We start from the raw sequence: 5,125 nt of genomic DNA on the forward strand, positions 1-5,125 counted from the left end.
GTATATTAGAACCATTAAGAATAGAAAAAATTCGTGTTTGAAAAAAGTTTAATTATTTCCTATCTGCATTACTATACTATCAGACTCTTTTCTTTAATAAGTCTAAAAGATTCAAGTGCTTACAAGGAATACTTAGCTAACTGTTCACCCCAAGATGATAATTCCGTTTCAATAAATCCTGCTTTTTTATATACAAATTTAGCTGTAAGGTTTTCAGGAGCATATCCAATCATTATTATAGAAATGTTTGCATTATTATTTCTTCTTATCTCATCAATTACCAGATATATAGCTTGTTTACCTATACCTTTCCCTTGAAATTTTTCATCAATCATAAGTCTATAAATCCAATAATTATTATCATCAGGATCTATCCCAAACGTAGTAAATCCTATCATTTTCTCATCAAAATAAATCCCTTTTGCATAGAAATTATCTAGAAATTGAACTTCTGCGATAGAATAAAGGTTGGATGCAATAAATGTTTGTTGTTCTTCTTTAACTGACAGCCTAATTGCTTCTTCCCAATTATTTTTGTCAATAGCCTTTAAATAAAGTTTCTTCAATCTGATACTCTCCTTCCAATATTGAAGAGGAAGTACGTATTTTAGGGGTTAGTGGTACGTTATCCTCTTGTTTTTTTTCAAAATTAAATATAAATATTTTCTCATCGACAACGCCTCCTTAAAGGTACAATTCAAAACACATTAGTATAATCAATATGATTATACTCTTTCCACTATAAATTATTTTCCTGTTGAAAAAATCCTATTTCTGCAAGGTATATGATACCAAATATCTGAGAATCTCTTTGCAAACAATTGTATTTTAGCTTGAATAAAGAAGCACGTTTTTTTGAAGAAGAATATGATTTATAACTTGATAGCAGTGCGGTACACTATTGTCATTAACCTATTATTCTATGATTTTTTTCTATTTACTTATATTTTCATTTTTACTGTACTCTACTTCATTAAAAGTTTGTTTATATCCCAGATTGCCTCGTGTGAAAATAAGAATAAGTAAAGCGACAAATCCCAATCCTATCACTACAAATATATCTGTATTCTTTAAAATAGGGTTGGTGGAATGAGTTTGTGCCAAACTAAACGTATTTACACTCGCATGAATTAGCATGACAATAAATAAGTTACCGTGATTGCAGTTATAGACCCAAGTAAGAATGATTGAGATCGGCAAACATAGTAAAATAAAAATTGGCAAGTGAATATATAGGAGAGAAAGGTCAGAACCTGGGCCACCCCTTTGTGCAGCTGTTAAGAAATGTGGAAGATGCCAAAAAGTCCACAAAACACTAAGTAGTAATGTAGCTTTTAACGGTCCAAATTTCGATTGTAATCGGGGCAGAGCGAAACCACGCCATCCGATTTCCTCCGGTAAAGGTCCACCGAGAAAGAAAATTGCTACAAAAGAGAAAAGATAGGTTATAAAAAATTCAAAATTAAGGTCACGGAAAGTAGGTACCTCTCCATTTAATATCACCATACCTAGAAACATTGCAGCGGGGATAACGATGAGAGTAAACAAGTACCACTTTAAACCGACCTTAGTAGTGAGAATGCTTTTTCTAACTTTTTTCCATGCCTCTTTGCCTTCAAGAGTTCGAAACATGATACACGCTGCTAACATAGGGCCTGCAAATGCATTGGCAAAAAAGAAAATATCAAATACTTTTGTTTTAGGGAAAATACCCCATTGTGAGAAGATAAATGGAATTAATACAACCCATGAAAATAAATATGCCATTACAAAAAATGAAGTTAACGGATAGGATTCCAAATACCCTCTCAGAATTGTTGATGAGTTTTTTGCTTTTGTTAAATACTTCAACACAATCACCTCTTCATTTATAAAAACCTGCATATGTGCTAATTCCACATGCTTTGATAAAGAACCTTTTTGATGTAATAATGTTCAGTTTTTTGTATGAAAGGAGAGGTACGTTACCAAAGAAATGTAGAAATCTTTTTAAAGAAAATCACCTAACATTGAGTTAACTAGCTTTTAACATTAATTGAATTTTTGATATATCCTCAATCGAATAATGTTTACTAAGATTTAGTTGGAGCCATCCGTACTAAAAATCTACAGAACCACTTCAGTTTTATTACTATGCTTTTCACACAAGGAACGTTTGAGTACCAAAAGACATCTATAAATGCACTATTTAATACAATGCGTACATCAATTTATATCCAATAGTTTTGAAAGCGTTCGCACATTTAAATAGTTAAAGAAAAGGCACTCCTAGGAGTGCCTTTTCTTTAACTTGAACCATGTTCCTATATATGTTCCCCATCCCATAAAAACACTTCCTATAAAACAGGATCCTAGACACCAATAGACTTCATTTGAAAAATAGTTTACATATGTATGGGTGATAACAGTAACGCTACATCATGAATATAAGATGCGTTATGGCTTCTGGTCTAAGAACCTACTTTATAGAAAGTACCTTTCTCATATATTTTACCACATGTAATATTGAGTTTGTTAAGTATTTGGTTAATATGCACAATTACATAGTAAATACCTTTTAAATAGGAGAATAAGAAAAATGCAAAATAAGTGATTCTAAACATATTCCAGATAACCCCAAATTTTTTATTAATTATTTATTTGGCACTCAATAATAGAAGTAAGTACTGCTTGCATTCCATTTAATAAATCTAACACATTCACATCAAACATTTATTTTTATTCACTAGGGGATTTAGTTAATTAGAAAGAAGCATATGCAATAAATAATTCTGTTTTAGATAACATCCAACCACTTAAAAATCCAGTAATAAAAAAGGAGGGAGAAAGTATCTTTTATTGAAGTTTGTTTATAATAGCTTTTTAACTTGTTAGGGGGAATCATAAAGGAGATTAGTAATCTCTTTGATCATTTTTATTTTCCTTATAGTAATGGACTTATTGTATTAGAAAATTCAAATTTTGAAAGGAGTATCAATAAATATGAGTAAGAAAAAAGATACGTGCCTATCAACTTAAGGATAGCAATTAAATGGGTTTTTGTTTAAATAAACTAAACAAAGGGGTGTTCTTTATGTGTACTAGTTTGACATTACAGACAAAAAACGGTCAACATCTTTTTGCAAGAACGATGGATTTTACATTAGATTTCAATCAAGAAGTAATAATAGTTCCTCGAAGTTATCGATGGAACAATATAACAGGTGAAACCATCGAAACGAAACAAGCAGTTGTCGGGATGGGGATTAACTATCAAGGAAGGGTCATTCTGGCAGATGGAGTAAATGAAGCAGGTATGACTTGTGCAACACTCTATTTCCCAGGTTTCGCCACTTATAATGAAAGTATAGATGACAATAAAACGAATCTGGCTCCATTTGATTTTGTGGCTTGGAGTCTCACGCAGTTCAATTCTATTGAAGAGTTAAGAAAGTCTGTTGATAGTATTTCTTTTTTGGATGTACCATTACCTATTTTAGGACTTACTCCTCCACTACATTGGATTATAGCGGATAAATGGGGAGAATGTATTGTACTAGAGCCGACAACTGAGGGGCTAAAAGTGTATGACAATCCGTTAGGGGTAATGACCAATAGTCCAGAGTTTAACTGGCATCTTCAAAATTTAAGACAATATATTGGTCTTAGATCGCAGCCCTATGAGTCTACACAATGGGGGGATTTATCATTAAGTGCTTTTGGACAAGGTTCAGGTTCAATAGGGCTTCCGGGTGATTTTACCCCACCATCAAGATTTGTTCGGGCAGCATATGGCAAACAAAATATCCAAGGTATAGATAACGAAGAGGAGGGGGTATCGGCAGTTTTTCATATCTTATCAACTTGCGAGCTTCCTAAAGGTGGAGTGATAACGGAAGAAGGAGTATTAGATAATACCATCTATACCAGCGCAATGTGCATGGAATCAGGCACTTATTATTACCATACCTATGAGTGTCGGCAGATTACAGCTGTCAATTTGTTTCATGAAAATTTAGATGCAGATGAGATTACAACTTATCCATTTCAACGAAAACAACAGATTTTTTATGAAAACTAATCGGAATCCTGCAAACCGTTTACAGATGTTAGACTATATCATTTTTGTTGTCTAGTTTACTAAAGTATTACTAAAAAGGAAGGCTGATACCACATGATAGGAATAGAGGGTGAAAAAAGAGGATTTTAAGGCATTATTTAAAGTGAAATAGATAATTTAAAGGAGGAATTAAAATGGATGCAAGGAAAGAACGCAGAAAATACGAGAAGATGTCAAAGAACTATAACCGTATTTATTTCGTTTCTCCTATTAATTTTATTTGTTTGTAGTAGTGTAGTTATCATAGGAGCTACAGGAGGAAAATATGTAGTGTTTTTATTGTTAGTAATTTTACTTAACGCTCGTATTACTAAAGAACCTCAAAAAAGCATGAGCAATATTCAAATAAAGGGCGTATTTAAAATGATACATATCCTGAAAGGAATAAACTAGATGTACATTCAAAATATCCCTATATCATCATCTGTTAACTAGTAAAAGTAACTTTATATAAATAGTTTTTTAGCAATTTAGGAATAGAAACCGTACCTTATTAAAATGTTATTTCCGTTCCTATAATGAATCATCCTTCTAGCATATATATAAGATTTATATCATATATTAGGAGAAAGAATGAAAGTTAGAAGGGAGTCTTATAGAGTGAGTTATTTGGAGGGAAATGACGTTAGTGAATAAAATATGATAAGTGTGCCTAATCCCTACGTATATCAGACATTACAATCAGTAATGGGTAAACATGTGGTTATTGAAACTGTAAGAGGTAATGTAAGAGGAAAGTTAAAGGATGTGAAACCAGATCATTTGCTCATTGAATATACGGTACCATATATTGTACGAATTCAACAAATTGTATGGATTATGCCAAAACAATGATCAAATTATATGTAATTTGATTTATAAAAAATTGGTTTAATAGACGTCCAAAGAAAAACACAGGGGTTTATCTCTGTGTTTCTTCAAATTTTCTTTTTTGGATATATGCTTGAGCATGGATAATTTCTTTCTGAAGTTCTTTTAATTCTTCCGTAGATCCTGATTCAATCTTCATGTACGTAGTAACTAGAC

4 protein-coding genes and 2 pseudogenes are annotated in these 5,125 nt (G+C 32.0%); 4 read left to right on the top strand and 2 right to left on the bottom strand.

Translation table 11 applies throughout. The features are described 5' to 3' along the window. Positions 1-119 precede the first annotated feature (119 nt). Positions 120-566: a GNAT family N-acetyltransferase gene (locus tag ABWK52_RS18670; protein ID WP_000737862.1), complete on the bottom strand. Its 447-nt coding sequence runs from the start codon at positions 564-566 to the stop codon at positions 120-122. 367 nt (positions 567-933) lie between these two features. Further along, positions 934-1,884 carry a CPBP family intramembrane glutamic endopeptidase gene (locus tag ABWK52_RS18675; protein WP_065845740.1) on the bottom strand — a complete coding sequence of 317 codons (951 nt, stop codon included), beginning with the start codon at positions 1,882-1,884 and terminating at the stop codon, positions 934-936. Between the two features lie 261 nt (positions 1,885-2,145). On the opposite strand from ABWK52_RS18675, the pseudogene ABWK52_RS18680 reads away from it, so the two are divergent. From ABWK52_RS18680 to ABWK52_RS18695, 4 genes and pseudogenes are all read left to right on the top strand, one after another. Continuing rightward, positions 2,146-2,223: pseudogene (locus tag ABWK52_RS18680) on the top strand (DUF4879 domain-containing protein); the annotation flags it as partial. A gap of 850 nt (positions 2,224-3,073) precedes the next feature. Further along, positions 3,074-4,060: a choloylglycine hydrolase gene (gene bsh, locus ABWK52_RS18685; RefSeq protein ID WP_000337607.1), complete on the top strand. Its 987-nt coding sequence runs from the start codon at positions 3,074-3,076 to the stop codon at positions 4,058-4,060. A gap of 173 nt (positions 4,061-4,233) precedes the next feature. Then, positions 4,234-4,461: pseudogene (locus ABWK52_RS18690) on the top strand (hypothetical protein). Between the two features lie 277 nt (positions 4,462-4,738). Beyond that, positions 4,739-4,933 (top strand): YuzF family protein, encoded by a 195-nt coding sequence (locus tag ABWK52_RS18695; protein WP_098542152.1) that lies wholly within the window; start codon positions 4,739-4,741, stop codon positions 4,931-4,933. The last annotated feature ends 192 nt before the right edge of the window (positions 4,934-5,125 follow it).

It is taken from the genome of Bacillus sp. AP50, from assembly GCF_040492675.1.
Taxonomy (GTDB): domain Bacteria; phylum Bacillota; class Bacilli; order Bacillales; family Bacillaceae_G; genus Bacillus_A; species Bacillus_A cereus.

Bases quoted from the DNA above. Each gene is read 5' to 3' on its own strand.
- ABWK52_RS18695 (WP_098542152.1), top strand. From the start codon at position 4,739: ATGATAAGTGTGCCTAATCCCTACGTATATCAGACATTACAATCAGTA.
- bsh (WP_000337607.1), top strand. From the start codon at position 3,074: ATGTGTACTAGTTTGACATTACAGACAAAAAACGGTCAACATCTTTTT.
- ABWK52_RS18675 (WP_065845740.1), bottom strand. From the start codon at position 1,884: ATGCAGGTTTTTATAAATGAAGAGGTGATTGTGTTGAAGTATTTAACA.